The 22,056-nt window shown below is 72.7% G+C and carries 15 protein-coding genes; 8 read left to right on the forward strand and 7 right to left on the reverse strand.

The features are described from left to right. The first annotated feature begins 31 nt into the window (after positions 1-31). From ACZ69Q_RS02770 to ACZ69Q_RS02795, 6 genes are all read left to right on the forward strand, one after another. A complete protein-coding gene (locus ACZ69Q_RS02770; protein ID WP_471035174.1) occupies positions 32-2,854 on the forward strand; it encodes a DEAD/DEAH box helicase in 2,823 nt (940 codons plus the stop codon). 899 nt (positions 2,855-3,753) lie between these two features. Further along, the gene (locus ACZ69Q_RS02775; RefSeq protein WP_471035178.1) at positions 3,754-5,433 is read left to right on the forward strand and encodes an SWIM zinc finger family protein; all 1,680 of its coding nucleotides are present in this window, start codon (positions 3,754-3,756) and stop codon (positions 5,431-5,433) included. Between the two features lie 136 nt (positions 5,434-5,569). Beyond that, positions 5,570-6,571, forward strand: coding sequence for a hypothetical protein (locus ACZ69Q_RS02780; RefSeq protein WP_471035182.1), 1,002 nt, complete (start codon positions 5,570-5,572; stop codon positions 6,569-6,571). A 117-nt stretch (positions 6,572-6,688) separates the two neighbouring features. After that, positions 6,689-7,987 (forward strand): bifunctional 3-oxoadipate enol-lactonase/4-carboxymuconolactone decarboxylase PcaDC, encoded by a 1,299-nt coding sequence (pcaDC, locus tag ACZ69Q_RS02785; protein WP_471035185.1) that lies wholly within the window; start codon positions 6,689-6,691, stop codon positions 7,985-7,987. A gap of 33 nt (positions 7,988-8,020) precedes the next feature. Then, a complete protein-coding gene (locus ACZ69Q_RS02790; protein WP_471035188.1) occupies positions 8,021-8,656 on the forward strand; it encodes an MBL fold metallo-hydrolase in 636 nt (211 codons plus the stop codon). Between the two features lie 56 nt (positions 8,657-8,712). Continuing rightward, the gene (locus tag ACZ69Q_RS02795; protein ID WP_471035192.1) at positions 8,713-9,492 is read left to right on the forward strand and encodes an exodeoxyribonuclease III; all 780 of its coding nucleotides are present in this window, start codon (positions 8,713-8,715) and stop codon (positions 9,490-9,492) included. 88 nt (positions 9,493-9,580) lie between these two features. On the opposite strand, the gene ACZ69Q_RS02800 is transcribed toward ACZ69Q_RS02795, so the two are convergent. Further along, a complete protein-coding gene (locus ACZ69Q_RS02800) occupies positions 9,581-11,347 on the reverse strand; it encodes an SGNH/GDSL hydrolase family protein (protein WP_471035195.1) in 1,767 nt (588 codons plus the stop codon). Between the two features lie 225 nt (positions 11,348-11,572). Here ACZ69Q_RS02800 and ACZ69Q_RS02805 point away from each other — a divergent pair, with 225 nt between their 5' ends. After that, positions 11,573-11,980, forward strand: a complete 408-nt coding sequence (locus ACZ69Q_RS02805; RefSeq protein WP_471035198.1) for a DUF6278 family protein — start codon at positions 11,573-11,575, stop codon at positions 11,978-11,980. A 407-nt stretch (positions 11,981-12,387) separates the two neighbouring features. Here the strand turns inward: ACZ69Q_RS02805 and ACZ69Q_RS02810 are convergent, their stop codons facing one another. After that, on the reverse strand, positions 12,388-14,007 hold the full coding sequence (locus tag ACZ69Q_RS02810; RefSeq protein WP_471035201.1) for a CocE/NonD family hydrolase: 1,620 nt from the start codon (positions 14,005-14,007) through the stop codon (positions 12,388-12,390). A 116-nt stretch (positions 14,008-14,123) separates the two neighbouring features. Then, the gene (locus tag ACZ69Q_RS02815; protein ID WP_471035205.1) at positions 14,124-14,882 is read right to left on the reverse strand and encodes a hypothetical protein; all 759 of its coding nucleotides are present in this window, start codon (positions 14,880-14,882) and stop codon (positions 14,124-14,126) included. Positions 14,883-15,001: 119 nt separating this feature from the next. On the opposite strand from ACZ69Q_RS02815, the gene ggt reads away from it, so the two are divergent. Beyond that, on the forward strand, positions 15,002-16,801 hold the full coding sequence (gene ggt / locus ACZ69Q_RS02820) for a gamma-glutamyltransferase (RefSeq protein ID WP_471035208.1): 1,800 nt from the start codon (positions 15,002-15,004) through the stop codon (positions 16,799-16,801). Between the two features lie 18 nt (positions 16,802-16,819). Here the strand turns inward: ggt and ACZ69Q_RS02825 are convergent, their stop codons facing one another. From ACZ69Q_RS02825 to ACZ69Q_RS02840, 4 genes are all read right to left on the reverse strand, one after another. Then, on the reverse strand, positions 16,820-19,372 hold the full coding sequence (locus ACZ69Q_RS02825) for an ATP-dependent Clp protease ATP-binding subunit (protein ID WP_471035214.1): 2,553 nt from the start codon (positions 19,370-19,372) through the stop codon (positions 16,820-16,822). A 134-nt stretch (positions 19,373-19,506) separates the two neighbouring features. After that, entirely contained in the window at positions 19,507-21,378 is a 1,872-nt protein-coding gene (locus ACZ69Q_RS02830) for an ABC transporter ATP-binding protein (protein WP_471035218.1), read from the reverse strand. Then, positions 21,375-21,800: a lasso peptide biosynthesis B2 protein gene (locus ACZ69Q_RS02835; protein WP_471035222.1), complete on the reverse strand. Its 426-nt coding sequence runs from the start codon at positions 21,798-21,800 to the stop codon at positions 21,375-21,377. Before ACZ69Q_RS02835 ends, ACZ69Q_RS02830 begins: the two co-directional genes overlap by 4 nt. Then, entirely contained in the window at positions 21,797-22,051 is a 255-nt protein-coding gene (locus ACZ69Q_RS02840) for a lasso peptide biosynthesis PqqD family chaperone (protein ID WP_471035224.1), read from the reverse strand. The genes ACZ69Q_RS02835 and ACZ69Q_RS02840 overlap by 4 nt, the downstream gene beginning before the upstream one ends. Positions 22,052-22,056: the final 5 nt, after the last annotated feature.

The following is a 22,056-nucleotide window of genomic DNA, read 5'->3' on the forward strand; positions in this document are numbered from 1 at the left end:
CCGGACTCGAAGGCGGGAGGTGACAGGACGTATGAGCGACAGGACCACGGTGGCCGAGCGGGCGGGCGGGGCCGTCCCCGTGCGGCTCGCGGCCGTCTTCCTGCCCGCGCCCCTTCCGCGCGAGGGCCGGATCGCCTTCTGGGACCCCGAGGGCGGCCCGCTGCCCGCCGAGGACACCGAGCTCACCGTCGTACGACGCCATGGCGCGGGAGTCCGCCGCAGGACCGCCCCCGCGCTCACCCTGCCGCTCGGCGAGGCGCTGCCGCTGCTCGTGCGGGCGCGGCGGGACCCCGCCGCCCACCCCGCCACCGCCTGCTGGGGTGCGGCCGCCCTGCACGCCCTGCGGCTCACCGCGCGCGGCCGGCTGCTGCCCGGCCTGACCCCCACCGGCCACGACGCCTGGCGGGCCGGCCCCCTCGACCCCGACGACATCGCGCACCTGCGCGCGGTCGCCGCCGCCCTGCCGTACGAGGGCCACGCGGTCCCCCTGCCCGGCCCGGGCCCGCTGCGGCTGCCCGAGCCGGAGGCGCTGATGCGCGCCTTCCTGGACGCGGTCGCCGACACCCTGCCCCGCACCCCCGCCGCGCCGCACGTGTCGGGAAAGCCCTTCGCCGCGCGCGAGCCCCAGCGCCTGCCCGACGCCCACGACTGGGCGGCCGAGGTCGCCGCCGGCATGGACGCGGGCGTACGGATCTCGCTGCGCCTGGACCTGTCCGCCTACGACCTCTTCGACGACCGCGACGACGGCGCACGCAGCGCGGGCGCGGCCATCGTCCAGGTGCACAGCCTCGCCGACCCCACCCTGGTGGCCGACGCGGCCGCCCTGTGGGCCGGCGAGGCGGACGACGCCTTCGGGCCACGCGCGCGGGTGGACGCGGCGCTTGCGGTGCGCCGCGCGGCCCGGGTATGGGCCCCGCTCGACCGCCTCGCCGAGCAGGACGTACCCGATGTACTGGCCCTGTCCGACGAGGAGTTGGGGGACCTCCTGGGCGTGGCCACGACCCGGCTCGCGGCGGCCGGGGTGGCCGTGCACTGGCCCCGCGACCTCGCGCAGGACCTCAGCGCGGCGGCGGTCGTACGGCCCGCGCCCGGCTCGGCGACCGACGGCACCGGGTTCTTCGAGAGTGAGGAACTGCTCCAGTTCCGCTGGCAGTTGGCGATCGGCGGCGACCCGCTCACCGAGGGCGAGATGGACGCCCTCGCCGAGGCGCACCGCCCGGTCGTCCGGCTGCGGGACCGCTGGGTACTGGTCGACCCGGCCCTCGTCCGCAAGGCACGCAAGCGCGAACTGGGCCTGCTCGACCCGGTCGACGCGCTGTCCGTCGCCCTCACCGGCAGCGCGGAGGTCGACGGCGAGACGGTCGAGGCGGTACCGGTCGGCGCACTGGCGGCCCTGCGGGACCGGCTCACGGCGGGGGTCCGGCCGGCCGAGGCGCCGCCGGGCCTGCAGGCCACCCTGCGCGACTACCAACTGCGCGGCCTGGCCTGGCTGGACCTCATGACATCCCTGGGACTCGGCGGCTGCCTGGCCGACGACATGGGGCTCGGCAAGACGATCACGGTCATCGCCCTGCATCTGAAGCGCGCCAGGACCGCACCGACCCTGGTGGTCTGCCCGGCGTCCCTGCTGGGCAACTGGCAGCGGGAGATCACCCGCTTCGCGCCCGGCGTCCCCGTCCGCCGCTTCCACGGCCCGGACCGCACCCTGGACGACATGGCCGGCGGCTTCGTCCTGACGACGTACGGCACCATGCGGTCGACGGCGCCGACGCTGGCCCAGCACACCTGGGGCATGGTCGTCGCCGACGAGGCACAGCACGTCAAGAACCCCTACTCGGCGACGGCGAAGGCGCTGCGCACGATCCCGACGCCCGCGCGTGTGGCGCTGACCGGCACCCCGGTGGAGAACAACCTCTCCGAACTCTGGGCACTGCTCGACTGGACGACCCCTGGCCTGCTCGGCCCCCTGAAGTCCTTCCGCGCCCGGCACGCGCGTGCCGTGGAGAACGGTGAGGACGAGGAGGCGGTGACCCGGCTGGCCCGCCTGGTGCGGCCGTTCCTGCTGCGCCGCAAGAAGTCAGACCCCGGGATCGTCCCCGAACTGCCGCCCAAGACCGAGACGGACCACCCGGTCCCGCTCACCCGTGAGCAGGCCGCGCTCTACGAGGCCGTGGTGCGTGAGTCTCTGCTCGCCATCGAGACGGCGGAGGGCATCGCGCGCCGGGGACTGGTGCTGAAACTCCTGACGTCCCTGAAGCAGATCTGCGACCACCCCGCGTTGTACCTGAAGGAGGACGCAGCGGCCGCATCGGCCGCCACCGCCGCCCGCTCCGGCAAGCTCGCCCTGCTGGACGAACTGCTCGACACGCTGCTGGCCGAGGACGGTTCGGCGCTCGTCTTCACGCAGTACGTGGGGATGGCCCGCCTGATCGCCGCCCACCTCGCCGCCCGGGCGGTCCCGGTGGACCTGCTCCACGGCGGTACACCCGTCCCCGAGCGCGAACGGATGGTGGACCGCTTCCAGGAGGGCGCGACCCCGGTCCTGGTCCTGTCCCTCAAGGCGGCGGGCACCGGGCTGAACCTCACCCGCGCCGGACATGTCGTCCACTTCGACCGCTGGTGGAACCCGGCGGTCGAGGAGCAGGCCACCGACCGCGCCTACCGCATCGGCCAGACCCAGCCCGTCCAGGTCCACCGCCTCATCACCGAGGGCACCGTCGAGGACCGCATCGCGGAGATGCTCGAATCCAAGCGCGCCCTGGCCGACGCGATCCTCGGCTCCGGCGAATCGGCCCTCACAGAGCTGACGGACCACGAGCTGTCCGACCTCGTGTCGCTGAGGAGGGAGTCATGACGGGGGCGGGGGAGCGGGGGAGTTCGGGGGGCGGGGGGCCGGAGGTGTCGGGGGGTGAGTGGGCAGTGTCTGGCGACATGGAGAGGGTGCCGGGGGGTGAGGGGGCGGTGTCCGGCGGCGAGGGGAAGGTGTCGGGGGGCGACCGGGAGACTGGGGCTGATGAGCGCAGGACGTCCGGCGATGACGAGCTGATGCCGCACGCCGTGCCGACCGAGGGTGGCGAGTCGAGCCGACGTGGGGGTGCCGAGCATCGACCGGCCGATGTGGCACGCCGCGCGCTGCGGGCTGCCCGGGAGCGACGCGAGGCAGAGCAAGGGGCTGCTGCGGGCGGGGAGTCGGCCGCGGGGGAGGACAAGCGGAGGGCTGATCGGCCGGGGGATGCCGCGCGCGCGGCAGTGCGGCCTACCCGAGATCGGGACCTGGGCCTGGGCCTGGGGCTGGGGCTGGGCGGCGCGGGCGTGGGCTCTGCCGATGGTCCGGACGGCGTGGAGGTCGGCCGTGGTGGGGCGCCCCGGGCATCCGGCGCGGACGCGCATCGGCCGGATGCGCATCGGCCAGGCGCGAACGCGGACTCGGCCAAGGCGGTGCCGTCAGGCGAGCCAACCGAACCAGGCATCGAGGCTCCCGCCCCGGCGTCGGGCCGACCCGGGTCTGGTCCGGGGGCACGTCCAGGGGACGCAGCGCGTGAGGCGTTGCGCGCGGCCTTGGAGGAGCGGCGGCGGGCCGAGTCGGAGGAAGGTGACAAGGGCGTCCAGGGCGCCCGTGGACCGCGTCGGCCCGTGGCAGCGACCGATGCTGGTACCGGAGTCAGGGACAGGCGTCGACGGGACGCGGGCGGCAGTGGCGTCGGGCAGCGCGGGAGCGAGCCGCTCCGTCAGCCGGGCGGCGCTGCGGGCCGCATGCGCGTCCGAGACGTACAGAGCCTGCTCGCCGGCGCCTTCCTGATGCCGTCCTCGGATCAGCCCGAAGGCGACGACGACTCGGGGCTGCCCGATTCGGCCGACGGCGGGCACGGGCCGACGAGTCCTCCGTCTGCGGCGCCCAATTGGGCCGGCGACGGGCGTTACAGGCCGACGAGTTCTCCCTCTGCGGCGTCCGATTCGGCCGACGACCGGCGGCGCAAGCCGACGCGTGCCCTTTCCGCGGCGTTCGATCCGGCAGACCAACCGCGACACAACCCGACGACTCCCCCCTCCCCGCCGCCCCCCGGCGATCCCGCCTTCCCCTCCGCCCAGCCATCAACCCCCCTGCCCGCCGATCCCTCCCCCCGCGTCCCGCGTTCCATGGCCGCCCCCTCCCGGGACGGGGAACTCCGGCGCACCTTCCCGGCCTTCGCGGCCCGTGCGGTGGACGACGTGCGGTTCGCGGAGAGTTGGTGGGGCAATGCATGGGTGACCGCGTTGGAGGAGGGTGCCCTTGACGCCAAACGGCTTGCGCGGGGGCGAGGTTATGCGCAGGAGGGGCATGTCGACGCCATCACCGTGACGCCGGGACTGGTGTTGGCGTATGTGCGGGGCAGCCGCCCGCGTCCGTACCGCGTACAGGTGCGGACGCGGACGCTGGACGACGCCGACTGGACGCGGTTCCTGGACGCCGTCGCCGAACGGCCGGGGCACATCGCGGCGTTGCTGGACAAGGAGATGCCGCAGTCCCTCGCCGACTGCGGAGTGCCGCTGCTGCCGGGACCGGGCGACCTGGACCCCCGGTGCAGTTGCCCCGACCGAGGTCACCCCTGCAAACACGCCGCGGCCCTGTGCTACCAGACCGCACGTCTGCTGGACGCCGACCCGTTCGTACTGCTTCTGCTGCGCGGCCGCGGTGAACGGCAGTTGCTCGACGCGCTGTCCCGGCTGAGTGCCGCCCGCGCGGCCCGTGCCGCACAGGAACAGCAACCGGCGCCCCTGGCGGGCGTACGCGCCATCGACGCGCTGGATCCCGAGCGTCGACTTCCGCCCCTCCCGGCCCCCTTGCCCGTGCCCCCGCATCCCGAGCAACCGCCCGTCTACCCGGCGGCCCCCGGCGGCCCGGACCCCTTCGCGCTGGACCAGTTGGCGACGGACGCGGCCGCCCGCGCACACGCCCTGCTGGGCACCGGCCGTGACCCGGTCGCCGAACTGACCCTGTGGCAGGACGCGGTACGGCTCGCCGCCGCCCGCCCCGGTTCCGGTCTCACCGCCGCCACCCGTGCCCTGTATTCCTCCCTGGCCTCCGCCACCGACCGTACCCAGGCCGATCTGGCCCGCGCGGTCGCGGCCTGGCGACAGGGCGGTCTCGAGGGGCTCGCCGTCCTCGAAGAACCCTGGGACCCGCCGGCCGGCCGCTTCGACCGTGCCCGTCCGCTCCTGCTCGCCGCCGACCTCCCCGCCTTCCGTCCCTGGCGCAACCGCCTCACCCACCCCCGCGGCCATGTCCAACTCCGCCTCGGCCGCGAGGGCCTGTGGTACCCGTACGAATCGGAGCCGGGCCACGACGACTGGTGGCCACGCGGCACGCCCGACCTGGACCCCGTCGGCGCACTCACCGGCCTCGACCCGGCCGGCGCCCTCACCGACGTCGCGTTCGCGCCACCGGAAGCCTGACCCGGAAATGCCCAACGCCGCCTGATTCGAGAACGCCCAACGCCGACGACCGCCCTTTCCCAGGAGCAACTACACTGCCGCGTTGTCGCCCAGGCGACACACGGCAACTGGCCCGAAACGAACGGCGGGAGAGGTCATGGCAACCGGGGGATGGGGTCCTGGACCCGGCGCGGGACAACCGGGCGGCACGGGACCCGGCGGTCAGGGCTGGGGCGCTCCGTACGGACCGGGACCGACGCCCAACGGCCCCTACGGGCCCAGCAACGGCGGCAATCCCTACGGCCCGCCCGCACCGCACCCGAATCCGTACCCGAACCCCAACCCGTACCCCTACGGTCCGCCGCCCGGCGCCCCCGCCCGCGTGGCGCGCCGCCGAGGCTGCCTCTGGTACTTCTCGCCGTTCTTCCTCGCCGTCCTCGTCCTGCGCTCCGCGCACCGAGTCGCCACCAAGCTGTTCGTGCACGAGAGCGGCGACCGGATCCTGGACCGCACCGTGGACCGCGTCCAGGTGGCCCGCACGGTGCTCGGCGCGCTGGCCACCATCGCGCTGATCCTCGCCTACGGCGTGGAGAAGGACCGTTGGAACAACGCGGCGGAGGCGGGCTTCGCCAACGCGATCGTCACGCCGTTCCTGCTGATCTGCACCGGGCCCCTGGTCATCCTCGGGTTCATCTACTACGCGCCCCCGCACCTGCGAACGCACATGCGCTCGCGCCTGCGCTACCCGCTCAAGGCGGTCGGCTGGTACCTGCTGTCACTCGCCCTCATCGGCGCGATCATCTACTTCGTGGGCGCCAGCGGGGTCATGGAGAGCAAGAACGCGTGGCTGGTGGTGCCGGTCGCGCTCCTCACCATCGCCGCCATCTTCTGGGGCCTGCCCTTCCTGTTCCTGGCGTCGCTGTACTCCGCCCGCAGCGCCTTCAACACCGCCCATGTCCACCCGATGCTGCCGCCCGTGGTCACCGGCGTGCTGGTCTGGGTTCTCGCGATCTTCAACCTGATCAGCGAAGGCATGCCGGCGGGCCCGCCGGTGGCCCAGTTCTGCTCCCTGCTGGGTGGCCCGCTGTCGGTGACGGCGGTCTCGGCGTGGGAGATGTGGCGCCTGCGCACCCGGTACGGCGTCACCGTCCGGGGCTGAGCCGAACCTCCGTCCCGTGAAGGCCGTGTGAGGGTTCCCCGCTGATCTGCGGGAGCCAGGTGTGAGGACGTGGGGTCCGTGGGGCCGGTGTTCGGATGCGGACGTTAGCGTGGAGCGGTGAGTGAGACGAAGACCCCCGCCCTCCAGTACCGCTTCGACGGCCCGGAAGATGCCCCGGTCCTGATCCTGGGCCCCTCGCTCGGTACCACCTGGCACATGTGGGACCGGCAGGTCCCCGAGCTGACCCAGCAGTGGCGTGTCTTCCGGTTTGACCTGCCGGGTCACGGCGGCGCGCCCGCCTACCCGGCAGGCTCCGTCACCGAACTCGCCGAACGACTGCTCGCCACCCTCGACGGCCTCGGCGTGCAGCGCTTCGGCTACGCGGGCTGCGCGCTCGGCGGCGCACTCGGGATCGAACTCGCCCTGCGCCACCCCGAGCGCATCGCCTCGCTCGCGCTGATCGCCGCCTCGCCGCGCTTCGGCACGGCGGACGAGTTCCGCCAGCGCGGCGTGATCGTGCGCACGAACGGCCTCGACCCCATCGCCCGCACCTCGCCGGACCGCTGGTTCACCAACGGCTTCGCCGCCGCCCAGCCCGCCATCACGGAGTGGGCCGTGCAGATGGTGCGGACCACTGACCCCGGCTGCTACATCGCCGCCTGCGAGGCCCTCGCCTCCTTCGACGTACGGTCGCAGCTCGCCGGCGTCGCCGTGCCCACGCTCGTCCTGGTCGGCTCGGACGACCAGGTCACCGGCCCCGCCGAGGCCCGCACCCTGGTCGCCGGCATACCGGACGCACGCCTCGCCGTGGTTCCCGGCGCCTCCCACCTCGTCCCGGTCGAGCAGCCCGCCGCCGTCACCGACCTGCTGGTCCGGCACTTCTCCACCGCCTGGCAGCCCGCCTACGACTCCACGACCGGCCAGATGGCCATCGTCGCCGCCCCCGTGAAGCCGGTCCTGACCCCCGTGCCGTCGCAGCCCGTGCCGATCGCCGAGATCGCCCCGGCCGTCGTACCGCAGCAGACGACGGGACGGGCGGATCCGTACGACGCGGGGATCAAGGTCCGCCGCGAGGTGCTCGGCGACGCGCACGTCGACCGGGCGCTGGCGCAGGCCGACGACTTCTCCGGGGACTTCCAGGAGCTCATCACCCGGTACGCGTGGGGCGAGGTCTGGGGCAGACCCGGCCTCGACCGGCGATCCCGGAGCTGTGTCACCCTCACCGCCCTGGTCGCGGGCGGTCACCTGGACGAACTCGCCTTCCACACCCGCGCCGCCCTGCGCAACGGACTCACCCCGGACGAGATCAAGGAAGTGCTGCTCCAGGCGGCCGTCTACTGCGGCGTACCGGCGGCCAACAGCGCGTTCAAGGTCGCCCAGAAGGTCATACGGGAGGAGACCACTCCCGAGGAGTGAGCATCCCGAACGGGTGCGCGCCAGGATGGACCCATGAAGCTCACGAAGAAGTCGCACTCCTGCGTCCGCCTGGAGAAGGACGGACAGACGCTCGTTGTCGACCCCGGCGGTTTCAGCGAGGAGGACGCCGCGGTCGGCGCGGACGCGATCCTCGTCACACACGAGCACCCCGACCACTTCGACGAGGGGCGGCTGCGGGCGGCCATGGAGGCCGACCCGGCCGCGCAGATCTGGACGCTGACGTCCGTCGCCGAGCAGATCTCGGCGGCGTTCCCCGGCCGCGTGCACACCGTCGGCCACGGCGACACCTTCACCGCCGCCGGCTTCGACGTCCAGGTCCACGGCGAGCTGCACGCCGTCATCCACCCGGACATCCCGCGCATCACCAACGTCGGCTACCTCATCGACGGCGGGCGGGTGTTCCACCCGGGCGACGCCCTCACCGTGCCGGACCACCCGGTGGAGACGCTGATGCTCCCGGTGATGGCGCCCTGGAGCAAGATCGCGGAGGTCATCGACTACGTCCGTGAGGTCAAGCCGCAGCGCGCCTACGACATCCACGACGCCCTCCTCACCGACCTGGCCCGCCCGATCTACGACCGCCAGATCGGCGGCCTGGGCGGCTCGGAGCATCTGCGTCTGACGCCGGGGGCCTCCGCGGAGCTGTGACCGGCCCCACCCCGGGCGGAGCCGGGTTGTCAGTCCCGCCCGGTAGGTTGTGAGGCATGCGCATCGCGACCTGGAACGTGAACTCGATCACCGCCCGCCTGCCGAGGCTCCTGGCCTGGCTGGAGAGCAGCGGCACCGACGTGCTCTGCCTCCAGGAGGCCAAGGTCGCCGAGGAAGCGTTCCCGTTCGACCCGCTGCGCGACCTCGGCTACGAGGCGGCGGTCAACGCCACCGGCCGGTGGAACGGCGTGGCGGTGCTCTCCCGCGTCGGCCTCAAGGACGTCGTCAAGGGCCTGCCGGGCGACCCCGGCTACGACGGCGGGGAGGAGCCCCGGGCCATCTCGGCGACCTGCGGCCCGGTCCGCGTCTGGTCGGTGTACGTGCCCAACGGCCGTGAGGTGGACCACCCCCACTACGCCTACAAGCTCCAGTGGTTCGAGGCCCTGAAGGCGGCCGTCGCCGGCGACGCGGGAGGCAGCCGCCCGTTCGCGGTGCTGGGCGACTACAACGTTGCGCCGACGGACGACGACGTCTACGACGTGGCCGCCTTCGAGGGCCTCACCCACGTCACGCCCGCCGAGCGCGCCGCCCTCGCCTCCCTGCGCGAGTCCGGCCTGTCCGACGTGGTCCCGCGCCCCCTGAAGTACGACCACCCGTACACGTACTGGGACTACCGCCAGCTCGCATTCCCCAAGAACCGCGGCATGCGCATCGACCTGGTCTACGGCAACGAGCCGTTCGCCAAGGCCGTCACCGACGCGTACGTGGACCGCGAGGAGCGCAAGGGCAAGGGCGCCTCGGACCACGCGCCGGTGGTCGTGGACCTGGACGTCTAGGCGCGGCCGAGCTGGATCAGCCAGTCCGGCGTTTGAGGACGAGGCCGTTCAGGCCGATGCGGGGTCCGGGGGCAGAGCCCCTGGACCGTCACGGCACCAAGGCCCGCAGGTCGATGGAGTCGGCCAGCGCGGCGAGCCCGGCATCCCCGGGGTGCAGATGGTCCCCGCTGTCGTAGGCGGGAAGCATCCGGGAGGGCTGCGCCGGGTCCCGTACCACCGCGTCGAAGTCGAGCACGCCGTCGTACACCCCGCCGCCGCGGATCCAGGCGTTGATCTCGACCCGCTCGGCATCGGCGGCGGCTGTGCAGCGCGCTTCGCCCGCGCACGGCAGGATCGTCGCCGCCAGCATCCGCAGCCCCCGTGCGTGCCCACGGTCCGCGATCTCGCGCAGCCCGGCGATGACCTGCTCCGCGGTCGTGTCCCAGCGCACATCGTTGATGCCCTCGAACACCACGGCCGTACGCGCCGACGTCTGGGCCAGCACATCCCGGTCGAATCGGTACAGGGCGCTCACCCCGGCCGTGTCCGTGGAGACCCCGTCTCCGGGATAGCGGTCGGAGACCACACGGTTGCCGGAGATTCCCTGGTTGAGCACGCCATAGCGCGGGACCACACTCTGGTTCAGCAGTCGTGTGGCCAGCACGTTGGGCCAGCGTCGGTTCGCATCCGTCGTGGACTTGTCGCCGTCGGTGATCGAGTCCCCCAGCAGCACCACGGACCCCGGCCCACCGCTCACGTCGACGCCCGTCAGCAGCGGCCAGCTCGTCAGCACGGTCGGATAGGCGGAGGCGGCGAGGTCCGCCGTGTGATCGCCCGGCTCGCTCACATACGACCGCTGCTGCGCGAGCCGGTGCACGGGCGCGGCCGGCACGGTCCCCGGCAGATGGAAGCTCACCAGCAGGTTGGCGTCCGCGGGCACGGTGAAGCCGAGCGGATCGCTGTACGCCTGCGCCCCCGCCGGGATCTGAACGCCCGCCGCACCGCCGAACGACACCCGGACCGGCGCCGCCTTCGCCGCCGCCCCCGACTGCTGCACCGCCACGGTGGCGCCACCGATCCGCACCGGCCCCGCAGCGAAGGTGTTGTCGAACCGCAGCCGCACCCGCGGACCGCCCGCCGAGGTGTGCACGACCAGGCGCAACGTCCGGTCGGTCCACGGCCCCACGGTCGGATAGCCGCCCGTCGCCGCAGCCCAACTCCCCGTCCAGCCCGGGGCCGCGGCCCGCACCGCCACCGCGAACACATGCAGCCCGGGCGCCTGCGGCAGCCGCACGGAAGCGACCGGGCGCCCCGCCACGAGCGGCACGGTCACGACGTACAGCCGCGCCCGCTCGGCGAGTTGACCGCCGGGCGTGTTGATGTGCGGCACCGCGACCGCCTTGGTGGCGAGCGGGCCGGTGCGCCAGTCGGACGCGGTCAGCCCGTAGCCGGATCGGGCGCCGTCGGCGTAGACCACAGTCCCCGTCGCGCCGACGTCGATGCCGGCCGTGCCCGCCACCAGGAAGGCGAGCGCGTCGCCGTGGCCGCGCACCCGCACGTCCTGCCCGGCGGCGAGGACGTTGTCCGGCTCGCCAGGCTGCCGGTCGGGCCAGGTCAGCCGGGCGCCCTGCACGGTCAGCGCGCGGCCCGGCGTCCACCCGGCGGCCGCGAGGTCCTGCGCCGACAGGGAGGCGCCCGCCCCGTCGAAGTCGGCTGCGGCGGGCCGGGCGTCGTCGCTGACGGCCCTGTTGTCGAAGAGCCGCTCCAGCGGGAGCGGCACGGCTCTGCGCTCGGTGGCCGCGTGCGCGGAGACACCCGGCACCAAGGCGGCGAAAAGGGCAAGGACGACCGCGGAAATCCACACACATCGGCGCACGGCCGACTCCTCCCGTTCACGACCGCTCAGGGCTGCGTATGACTGCGCATGACAACTTCGGGCAGGACACTCGGGCGTTCCGACGAGACGCAAGACGCACGGAGAAGTTAGAGAGGCACCCGTGACCCGTCAACGAGCCATGCCACAAGTCGGCGTGAACTCGACCGGAATCGACGGTCCGCGCGCCTGTGGTGCGTTCGGCCGTGCGAATGACACGCTGTGCGTATGAAGATCCCTTTTCTTGGCCATCGGCCCGAGAAGCGCGGGGCCCTCGACCCCGAGGGCATCGCCGAACTGCTCTCCGAGTGCGAACTGCTGCGTTCCCACGCGTCCCGGGCGGGGATCCAACTCGATGACACCGTGGCCTCGTTGGAGGCCCTCGACCAGTTGCTGCCGCGCTGGCGGGACGACGAGGAGATTCTGCCCTGGCTGGGCAACGACGCCGGGCTGTACCTCGGAACCGTCATCGTGCGCACCGTGCCCGGGGCCGCCTGGCAGATCTGGCCGGACGGCCAGCCGGTCGTCCGGCTCGCGTCCGGGCGGGAGTTCGACGTCGTGGCCTCGGGGCGGGAGTGGGCCGTGAGCGGCGTTCCCGAGTTGTCGCAGCTATACGCGGAGGTCGCGGAGGCGTGAGGTCCCGGCCGTGAGCCGTGCGGACCTGACATAAGCACCAAGTAAATACGGCTTATGTCCGAAAAGCGCGTGTCGTCCGATAAGTCGGTTCCTGCCCGGATAGTTTGCGGGGCATCGCTACCGAGCCGAACAGGACTGGGGCTGGGCATGGCCGGCGATCCACCGATCGTGCTGCGTGACGTCGACACCTATGTGGGGGACCTGTCGCTTCGTGGTCTGACAACGCTTCCGACCCCGCCGGGTCCGACCTCGACTACGATGTTTCGTCCGTCCCCAAGGTCGTGGCGGTGGCCCCGCCCACGACCAGGGACGCTGCTGCCGGGTGGGGATCCCCCCACGGCCCCTGGGGACAGGGGCAGCAGGGGGCAGCAGTCACAGAGCCATACCCGTCCGGCGCCGGCCGGAGATCACTGTTCGCGCAGTGGAATCGACACGTACGACGGGTCGTTCGCCGGCGAGGAGAAGGTCAGCCGCGCGCCGGACGGGTTGTGCTCGATGTAGAGCGGGTCGACCGTGTCGACGACCAACGCGAGGCGGTGCCCTGCCGGGACGTCGTAGGACGTGGAGTACAGCTCCAGGTCGAGACCGAACGGCTGTCCGGGCGTCTGTCCGTGGAAGGTGTACGGCGCGTTGCTGACCAGCTTGCCGAGGCCGAGCGGGCCCACGTCGTACAGATAGGCGACGAGGGTGCCGCTCTCCTTGGTCGGAGTGACGGTGGTGTGCAACTTCGAGGTCCCGCGCACACGTTGGGCAGTCGAGTACTTCTCCGACTGCCACACGGCCGCCCAGCGGCGGGGCAGCAGCGGTATCGAGGCCATCGGGGGGAGCTGGGCCACCTGGTCGAGGATGCTGGACAGGAAGACGACCCCGCCGTTGGCTCCCGAGTCGACGTTCGCGTGGATCGTCGTCGTGCCCGCCAGGGAGATCTTCTTGTCGGTCGCGCCGACCGACTTCCAGTCGGAGTAGCCCTCGTAGCCGCCGCCGGCCCGGGACTTGAGCTGGACCGGCAGCTCGCGGTTGATGCCGTTGTCCTCGCCCTTGAGGTAGTGGTCGAACCAGCGCTCGGTGTCCGTCCACACGTCGTTGGGCAGGCCGAACAGCCCGGTCAGCTCGGCGGTGGCGTGGTCGCCGGGGCGGAACTCCAGCCGCTTGGGGCCGGTGAGCTTCTCGTAGAAGTCCGCGTACTGGTTGGGCGGGAAGACCGTGTCTCCCCAGGCGTTGGCCATCATGACCGCGGCGCCGCTGTCGTTGAGCTGGTCCACGTATGTGGCGACCGAACGTTTCTTCCCCCAGTTGATGATGTCCTGTTCGTGGGACAGGTTGGAGGCGTAGAAGTCGTCGAAGATCTGCCGGATCTCGGCGCTCTGGCGGCCGGCGACCAGGCCCGCGCCGTCGAGCAGCGCGGCGGCCTGGACGTGCTGGGTGCGGCCCCCGTAGATCGAGCCGATGAGGTCGGCCCAGCCGCTGAGGGCGGCGACCGCCCGGACCCGCTTGTCGTGCGCGGCGGCCAGCAGGCTGATGCCGGCGCCGTAGGAGACGCCCGCCATGCCGATCTGCCGTGCGTCGGCCGGGGTGTTGGCGAGCGCCCAGTCGATGACCTTGGAGGCGTCGGCTATGTCGGGCGGCCCGGCCACTTCTATCTCGCCGCCCGACTGCCAGAAGCCGCGCACGTTGTAACTGACGACGACGTAGCCCGAGTTCGCGAGCTTCTGGGCCTGTGCGAAGTACTCGACCTGGGGCAGGCCCCAGCTCGTGGGCATGACGAGCAGCGGGTAGCGGTGCGTGCCGTCGGCGCCGGCCGGAGTGACGACGTTCGCCTTCAGGTTGGTGCCGCCGTCGCCGCTGATGTCGACGAAACGGACGCTGTTCGGGGCCGCTTGGGCCGCGGGGGCGAGCCCGAGGGCGCTACCGGCGACCAGGGTCGCGGAAACGGCGCCCACGGCGGTCGTACGCAGGGCCTTGCGATGGTGCCCACCCGTCTCCCACCGCCACCCTATTCGAAGGCGCTTCGCGCCCCTTTGGACCATGGGTCACTCCTCACTCGTGTCAGTGCAAAGTGACCCGACGGTAACCGCGGCCTCTTACCGTAAGTAACCCGTCGGTAAGTTACGTGCCAGTAACGATTAGTGGAATGTGGCGGACCTCAGGAGGCACGGTGGCTGTTGCGGGGAGCCGCGGGTGTCGGCAAGGGCGTCTGCGCGGCGCGTGTGACATCGGCGACCAGCTCCACCACATCCGGGCCGTACGCCTGCGAGTTGACCACCTTCAGCAGCAGGGCGAAGGAGCCGTTGCCGTGCTTGCGGGTCAACCGCTCGTGGTTGCGGGCGAGATAGCGGGTGGCCGCCTGGTTGGTGATGGCGGTCTGTCCGCAGAACAGGAAGACGGGGCGCGGGCCCTGGCTCTCACCGACGGTGAGCCGGGCGAGGAGCGCGTACTCCTCCTTGCCGACCTCCACCCGGTAGCGCTCGGAGCCGATCTGGAACGCTCCCCGGTCCGGGCCGGGTTCGGAGTCCACGTTCACCAGTACACCCGGCAGGAGCGAGGCCAGGTGCGCCGCCATGCGCCGGTTCGACGCCGGGCCGCCGACGCAGAACTCGGTGCGCTCGCCGAAGCCCTGGCGGGCCGCGTCATGCGGGATTATCTGGGCATGGGCGTTGCAGTCCTTGATCAGGGCGGCCAGTTCGAGCAGCGCGAACACGTCGTACCGCATCACCGTCAACTCGGGTCCGCCGGCCCCGCGGTTGACCACCAGCAAGGACTCGGCGTTGTCGGGCAGCCCGAAGAAGGCCTGCTTGCGGCGCAGCCTGCGCTTCCACAGATAGGTGCGGGCGAGCCAGCCGAGCGTGGCGCTGATGCCGGCCGCGACCACGCCCAGGACGATGTTGCGTACGTCGTCATTCATGGGCGCGCATGGTAGCGGGCGAACGCAAACCCACGTTCGAGGAAAGCCGGCCGAGGGCGGGCTGACGCGGGCATGCCGATCGAATAGGCTGCGCGGACGGTCCCTGACTGGAGGTGCGAATGCGTCGCCCTGTCGCGCGGAAACTGTCGGTCCTGGCGATCTCGGCCACTGTGGTGTCCGTGGGAGCGGCGGCGCCGCCCGGCCCCGGCACCCACGCAGTCGAGAAGGTCCCCGTGGCCGTCGGCTACGGCGGAGCCGTGTCGAGCGTCGACGCGGACGCCTCCGCGGCCGGCATCGAGGTCCTGCGCAGGGGCGGCAACGCCGTCGACGCGGCCGTCGCCACGGCCGCCGCACTCGGCGTCACCGAGCCCTACTCCGCCGGCGTCGGCGGAGGCGGTTACTTCGTCTACTACGACGCCCGGTCCCGGACCGTGCGCACCCTCGACGGCCGGGAGACGGCGCCGCTGAGCGCCGACTCGGGCCTGTTCACGGAGAACGGCGCCGCGATCCCGTTCGCCGAGGCCGTCAGCAGCGGCCTCAGCGTCGGCACCCCCGGTACGCCCGCCACCTGGCAGAAGGCGCTCGACAAGTGGGGGAGCAAGAGCCTCGGGTCGGTGCTCAAGCCCGCCGAGCGCCTCGCCCGTGACGGCTTCCGGGTCGACGACACCTTCCGCGCGCAGACCGCCGCCAACGAGACCCGGTTCCGCTACTTCCCGGACACCGCGAAGCTGTTCCTGCCGGGCGGCGCGCTGCCGGTCGTCGGCTCCACCTTCAAGAACCCCGACCTCGCCCGCACTTACGCGGAACTGGCGCGCCAGGGCGTCGGCGCGCTCTACCGGGGTGACATCGCCGACGACATCGTCGACACGGTCGACAACCCGCCCGTGGACCCGGCCTCCAACTGGAAGGCCCGCCGGGGCGACCTGACCGCGGCGGACCTGGCCGCCTACCGGGTCAAGTCGCAGGCGCCCACGAAGAGTTCCTACCGCGGTCTCGGCGTGTACTCCATGGCACCCTCCTCCTCCGGCGGCACGACCGTCGGCGAGGCCCTCAACATCCTGGAGAACACGGACCTGTCGAACGCGAGCGAGGTCCGGTACCTCCACCGCTACATCGAGGCCAGCCGCATCGCGTTCGCCGACCGAGGGCGCTGGGTCGGCGACCCCGCCTTCGAGGACGTACCGACCAAGGAGCTGCTGTCGCAGCGCTACGCCGACTCGCGGGCGTGCCTGATCAAGGACGACGCCGTGCTGACGAGCCCGGTGGCGCCGGGCGACCCGCGTGACCCGGCGGCCTGCGACGCGCGCGGCACGGCCGCCCCGACCACCTACGAGGGCGACAGCACCACCCATCTCACCGTGGCCGACAAGTGGGGCAACGTCGTCTCGTACACCCTCACCATCGAGCAGACCGGCGGCAGCGGCATCACCGTCCCGGGCCGGGGCTTCCTGCTCAACAACGAGCTGACGGACTTCTCCTTCACTCCGGCCAGCCCGGCCGTCCACGACCCGAACCTGCCGGGCCCGGGCAAGCGCCCGCGCTCGTCCATGTCGCCGACGATCGTCCTGGACCGGCACGACAAGCCCGTGGTGGCGCTCGGTTCGCCCGGCGGTGCCACCATCATCACCACCGTGCTGCAGACCCTGACCGGGTTCCTCGACCGGGGGCTGCCGCTGGTCGACGCGATCGCCGCGCCGCGCGCCAGCCAGCGCAACCAGGCGACGACCGAGCTCGAACCCGGCCTGTACAACGGCCCGTTGCGGGCGAAGCTCGAGGCCATCGGGCACGGCTTCCGGCTCAACCCGGAGATCGGCGCGGCCACCGGCGTACAGCGGCTGCCGGACGGCAAGTGGCTCGCCGCCGCGGAGAAGGTACGGCGCGGCGGCGGCTCGGCGATGGTGGTGCGGCCGGCGCCGTAGCAGCGCGTCCGGCCGGTCTCACAACTCGGGGGCGGGTGGCAGGTCTTCCGTGCGGAAGGCGAGCTGCCCGTCCGCCACGTCCACCGTGACCCGGCCGCCCTCGCCGATCCGGCCGTCCAGGAGCAGCCGGGAAAGCTGGTTGTCGACCTCCTTCTGGATGGTGCGGCGCAGCGGACGGGCACCGTACTCCGGCTGGTAGCCGCGGTCGGAGAGCCAGTCGACCGCGGCACCCGTGAACTCGACCGCGACGCCCTGGGCGTGCAGCAGCCGGCGGGTCCGGTCCAGCAGCAGGTTGGTGATCCGCTCCAACTGGTCGGGGGTCAGCCGGCGGAAGACGACGATCTCGTCGATGCGGTTGAGGAACTCGGGCCGGAACTGCTGGCGCAGCGGCCGCAGGATCCGCTCGCTGCGCGCCTCCTCCTCGGCCGCCTCGTCGCCCGAACCGAACCCGATCCCGGCACCGCCCCGGCCGATCGCCTCCGAGCCGAGGTTGCTGGTCATCACGATGACCGCGTTGGTGAAGTCGACCGTTCGGCCCTGGGAGTCGGTCAGCCGGCCGTCGTCCAGCACCTGGAGCAGGATGTTGAAGACGTCCGGATGCGCCTTCTCGATCTCGTCGAGCAGCAGCAGCGAGTACGGGTGCCGCCGCACCACCTCGGTGAGCTGGCCGGCCTCCTCGTGGCCCACGTAGCCGGGCGGGGCGCCGATCAACCGGCTGACGGTGTGCCGTTCCTGGTACTCGCTCATGTCCAGGCGGACCATCCGCTCCTCGCTGCCGAACAGCGACTCGGCCAGCGCCCGCGCCAGCTCGGTCTTGCCGACACCGGTCGGGCCGAGGAAGAGGAAGCTGCCGATCGGCCGGTCGGGGCTGGCCAGCCCGGCCCGTGAGCGCAGCACCGCGTCGGAGACCACGCGCACCGCCTCGTCCTGTCCGACGACCCGCTGGTGCAGATGCTCCTCCAGGCCGAGCAGCCGGTCCTTCTCCTCCTCGGTGAGGCTGCTCACCGGGATGCCGGTCTGCCGGGACACCACCTCGGCGATGGCCTCCGCGGTGACCTCCAGGTGCATGCCCTCGTCGATCTCCTCGTCACCGGAGGCGTCCGCGATGCGCTTCTTCAACTCGGCGATACGGTCACGCAGTTGCGTCGCCTGCTCATAGCTCTCGTCGGCGGCGGCCTGGTCCTTGTCCCGGGTGAGCTGCTCGACCTCGCGCTCCATGGCCCGTACGTCCGTGCCCTTGGTCCGCGCGCGCAGCCGTACCCGGGCGCCCGCCTGGTCGATCAGGTCGATGGCCTTGTCCGGCAGCCGGCGGTCGGTGAGATAGCGGTCGGACAGCTCCACGGCGGCGACGAGCGCCTCGTCGCTGTAGCGGACCTGGTGGTGGGCCTCGTAGCGGTCGCGCAGGCCGCGCAGGATCTCGATGGCGTCGGTGGTGCTCGGCTCGGGGACCAGGATCGGCTGGAAGCGGCGGGAGAGCGCCGCGTCCTTCTCGATGCGCCGGTACTCCTCCAGCGTGGTCGCGCCGACGACGTGCAGTTCGCCGCGGGCCAGCGCCGGCTTGAGGATGTTCCCGGCGTCCATGGACCCGCCCTCGCCGCCGCCTCCGGCGCCCACGACGGTGTGCAACTCGTCGATGAAGACGATCAGTCGGTCGGAGTTCGCCCGGATCTCGTCCACGATGTTGGTGAGCCGCTCCTCGAAGTCCCCCCGGTAGCGGGTGCCCGCGACCACCCCGGTCAGGTCCAGCGCGATCACCCGGCGGCCGCCGAGAACGTCCGGCACATCGCCGTCGGTGATCCGCTGGGCCAGGCCCTCCACGATCGCGGTCTTGCCCACCCCCGCGTCGCCGATCAGCACCGGGTTGTTCTTGCCGCGCCGGGAGAGCACCTCGACGGTCTGCTCGATCTCCTCGTCCCGGCCGATCACCGGGTCGATACGGCCCTGGCGGGCGAGGTCGGTGAGGTCGCGGCCGTACTTGTCGAGGGTGGGCGTACCGGAGTCGACGCGTGGCCGCTGGTCGACGCCGGGGCGGGACTGCGTCGCGTCCGGTGCCTCGGGCGGCATGCCGGTGGGGCCGAACCGGGCCGCGTTCAGGATGTGCCCGGCCGCCGAGTCGGGGTTCGCGGCGAGGGCGCTGAGCACGTGCTCCGGGCCGATGTAACCGGCTCCCCGCGCCCTGGCCAGGTCGTGCGCGTCCAGCAGTGCGCGTTTGGCGGCCGGGGTCAGCGACAGCGAGGTCGGCGGCGGGGCTTCGCTCGGCGAGTGCTGGATCGGGCCCGAACGCTCGTCGATCTCCGTCGCCAGCGAGTCCGGGTCCGCGCCCGCCCGGGTGAGCAGGCTCCGGGTCGGCTCCGCGGACAGCGCGGCGCGCAGCAGATGCTGGGTGTCGAGGTCCCGGCTGCCGTGCTCGGCGGCGTATTGCGCGGCGCCGCGCACCAGCTCCCGGGCCGGCTGACTGAGCAGTCGGCCGATGTCGATCTGCCGCGGGCCGGGGCGCGGTCCGCCGAAGAAGCGGGCGAGGAATTCTCCGAAGGGGTCGTAGTCCTCGGGACCACTGAAGCCGCTGCTCATGGCGTTCCCATCCGGCTTCCCTGCGCGGGCAGGGTCGCCCTCGCTGATCGACGTGCCGGAGTCGGGTAACCCGGTTCGGGCTCGCTCATGCCACGATGGCACGTTCTGGCTCAGGAGGCATGTGCAGGATCGCCTCAGCCGATCGCCCGACGGCCGCCGTGGTCCGCGGACGGCCCGCCGCCGGGGCGCAGCATCTGGCTCGTGGCCAGGTGGCGGTAGAGGGGATCGCGGGCCAGCAGGTCCTCGTGGCTTCCGCACGCGGTGCTGCGGCCCCGGTCGAGCACGACGATGCGGTCGGCGTGCTGCACGGTGGACAGGCGGTGGGCGATGACCAGCAGGGCGCATTCCTGGGCGACGTCCTTCAGCACCGTGGTCAGCGCAGCCTCGTTGATCGCGTCGAGGTGGGAGGTGGGCTCGTCCAGGAGCAGCAGCGCGGGGCGGGCGAGCAAGGCCCGGGCGAGGGCGACGCGTTGACGTTCGCCGCCCGAGAGGGTGTTGCCGCGTTCTCCGATGACGGTGTCCAGACCGTCGGGCAGCCGGTCGACGAGTTCCTCCAGCCGGGCCAGTGAGAGGACCCGTCGGATCTCCGCCTCCGGGGCACCGGGCACGGCGTAGGTGACGTTCTCCCGCAGGGTGCCGTGTACGACATGGGCGTTCTGGTCGACCATGGCGATGCGTCGGCGGCAGGCGTCACGGCCGAGCTCCGCGGCGGGCCGGCCGTCGAACAGTATGGCTCCCGCGTCCGGTTCGTAGAATCCCGCCACCAGCGCGAAGACGGTGCTCTTGCCGGCTCCCGAGGGGCCCACGAGGGCGACGTGCCGGCGGTGGGGGACGGCGAAGGAGACGCCGGACAGCACTGGTCGGCCCGGGTCGTAGCCGAAGCGGACGTCGTGCAGCGCGAGCGCGGGCCGGTCGGCGGGGGCGGACGGCACGGGCCGGGACCGCGCGACCGACGGCCCCGTGCGCTCCACGGGTAGCCGCAGCGCCTGGTCGACGCGCCGGTGGGCGCCCATGCCGCGCTGGACCAGGCTCACCGCGTGGAACACGGAGGACAGCGGCAGGACGAGGTACGAGGCGTACAGCAGGAACGCGACGAGGTCGCCGAGGGAGCCGGCGTGACCGCCGACGCGCAGGCCCCCGACGACCAGGACGACGAGGAAGGAGCCCTGGACCGCGAGTTCGACGGCGGGGCTCATGACGGACGCGAGCTTCGCGGTGCGTACCCCCGCGTCGTACGCCTCGTCGACCCGGGCCCCGATCCGGGCCGCCTCGCGTTCCTCGGCGCGGTGCACCCGGACCATGGGCAGGGCGCCCAGGGCCCGTTCCAGATCCGCGGCGACGGCACCGACCGAGTCCTGCATGCGCTCGGAGGCCCTGCGGATGCCCTGGAGCAGTGAGCTGACGACGGCGGTGGCGACGGCCACGGTGAGAGCGACCAGAAGCAGCAGCAGCGGGTCGAGCCACGCCATCAGGATCAGCGCCCCGACGGCGACGAGGCATCCGGTCACCAGGTCGACGAGGGCCTGCGAGACGACCTCGCGCAGGACGGTGGTGTCGGAGGTGACCCGGGAGATGAGGTCGCCGCTGCGGTGGCGGTCGTATGCGCGCATCTCCAGGCGGAGCAGACGTCCCACCAGGCCCGTGCGGAGTCCGCGCACGACGCCCTCGCCGATCCGCTCCAGCAGGAAGCGTCCCGCCGACCCGATCGCGGCCTCCACGAGGAACAGTGCGCCGAGGAGCGCCAGCAGCGGCCAGACGAGCTGTCCGCGGCCGCTCGCGTCCACCGCCTGCCGGGCTACCAGCGGCTGGGCCAGCCCCAGGGCGGAGCCGGCCAGCGTCAGCGCTGTGGCGACGGCGACGGCTGTCCGGTGCCCGGCTGTGAGCCGGTACAGCGTAGCCACGGCCGCGCGGGTCGACCTGTCCTCGTCAGGGGGCTCTTCCTGCCCGTCGTCCACGACCGCGGTGCCGCCCGCCGCCCCGGCATCTGCCGCCGTGCCCTCGCTCATCGCTCGGCCGGCTCGACGGCGATCAGCCGGGCGAAGTAGCCGTCGGGTACGTCCTCGCCGACGGGCCGGCCCTCGGCCTCGATCCAGGCGTGCGCGGTGAAGGGCGGGACGACACGGACCCCGGCGCACCACGTCGGCCACGTTCCCCGGAGCCGGCACAGCAGCGCGGCGCCCAGGGAACGCGGCAGACAGCCTTTGGGCCCGGTGCAGCGCAGGCTGACGGCGCACATCGCGTCCCTCGCCCGCTGGGCCTGCGCGGTGGTGGCGGGTGCGGCACCACGGCGCAGGACACCGAGGACGGCGCGCATGCGGCGGGGCGGCAGCAGGGCGAGCGCGACGGCGGGCAGCAGGACGAGGCGGGCGGCCAGGCGACGGCCCAGGGGCACGCCGGTGGGGCGTTCCAGCGCGCTGGGTGTCGTCATGAGGCCAGGCCCGCCTCACGCAGGTGCCCGACGAGTGCCTCGACGTCCCGCTGGGCCTGCGCCCGGTCGATGTCGAATTCGCGGACCAGGGCGGCGGTCGCGTCGGTCTCCTCGCCGCCGTCGAGCAGGGTGCGGACCACGAGGGTGGCGGTCGGGTTCAACTCCCAGTAGGTACCGGCCCGTTCGTCCAGCAGGACGGTGCCGTAGTCGGTCTCGGCGGTGGAGACGTGTGCGTCGAACCGCAAGGGCATGCGCT

Source organism: Streptomyces sp. NPDC036764 (genome assembly GCF_055609385.1).

Bases quoted from the DNA above. Each gene is read 5' to 3' on its own strand.
- ACZ69Q_RS02770 (WP_471035174.1), top strand. From the start codon at position 32: ATGAGCGACAGGACCACGGTGGCCGAGCGGGCGGGCGGGGCCGTCCCC.
- ACZ69Q_RS02775 (WP_471035178.1), top strand. From the start codon at position 3,754: ATGCGCGTCCGAGACGTACAGAGCCTGCTCGCCGGCGCCTTCCTGATG.
- ACZ69Q_RS02780 (WP_471035182.1), top strand. From the start codon at position 5,570: ATGGCAACCGGGGGATGGGGTCCTGGACCCGGCGCGGGACAACCGGGC.
- ACZ69Q_RS02790 (WP_471035188.1), top strand. From the start codon at position 8,021: ATGAAGCTCACGAAGAAGTCGCACTCCTGCGTCCGCCTGGAGAAGGAC.
- ACZ69Q_RS02795 (WP_471035192.1), top strand. From the start codon at position 8,713: ATGCGCATCGCGACCTGGAACGTGAACTCGATCACCGCCCGCCTGCCG.
- ACZ69Q_RS02805 (WP_471035198.1), top strand. From the start codon at position 11,573: ATGAAGATCCCTTTTCTTGGCCATCGGCCCGAGAAGCGCGGGGCCCTC.
- ACZ69Q_RS02810 (WP_471035201.1), bottom strand. From the start codon at position 14,007: ATGGTCCAAAGGGGCGCGAAGCGCCTTCGAATAGGGTGGCGGTGGGAG.
- ACZ69Q_RS02815 (WP_471035205.1), bottom strand. From the start codon at position 14,882: ATGAATGACGACGTACGCAACATCGTCCTGGGCGTGGTCGCGGCCGGC.
- ggt (WP_471035208.1), top strand. From the start codon at position 15,002: ATGCGTCGCCCTGTCGCGCGGAAACTGTCGGTCCTGGCGATCTCGGCC.
- ACZ69Q_RS02825 (WP_471035214.1), bottom strand. From the start codon at position 19,372: ATGAGCAGCGGCTTCAGTGGTCCCGAGGACTACGACCCCTTCGGAGAA.
- ACZ69Q_RS02830 (WP_471035218.1), bottom strand. From the start codon at position 21,378: ATGAGCGAGGGCACGGCGGCAGATGCCGGGGCGGCGGGCGGCACCGCG.
- ACZ69Q_RS02835 (WP_471035222.1), bottom strand. From the start codon at position 21,800: ATGACGACACCCAGCGCGCTGGAACGCCCCACCGGCGTGCCCCTGGGC.
- ACZ69Q_RS02840 (WP_471035224.1), bottom strand. From the start codon at position 22,051: ATGCCCTTGCGGTTCGACGCACACGTCTCCACCGCCGAGACCGACTAC.